The 261-nt window shown below is 44.4% G+C and carries 1 protein-coding gene; it reads right to left on the reverse strand.

The genetic code is table 11. The features are described 5' to 3' along the window. Window positions 1-261: hypothetical protein (locus tag AAEZ03_RS27880; RefSeq protein ID WP_502947979.1), on the reverse strand; the 261-nt coding region annotated here is incomplete at both ends.

Here is a 261-nt window from a genome sequence, read left to right on the forward strand (position 1 = left end):
TATTTACCACCAGCAGACACTGCCCAGTTTTCAGTGATGTCATATTTACCACCTAGACCGACACTGTAATAGCCTTCAATTGGGCCAAGTGAAGTGACAGGATTACCTGCACCACTATCCCAACCAACCGTACCGCTAATTGCAAACTGTGGGGCTAGACGCTTAGCAAGACCTAACTCAACCTGCCACTGGTCTTCATCATAACTAACTAATGCCAAACCTTTATCGTCTTGTGTAGAAACTTTACTCACATCGTTGTAT

It is taken from the genome of Pseudomonas sp. HY2-MNA-CIBAN-0224 (assembly GCF_040310285.1).
GTDB lineage: Bacteria > Pseudomonadota > Gammaproteobacteria > Pseudomonadales > Pseudomonadaceae > Aquipseudomonas > Aquipseudomonas helleri.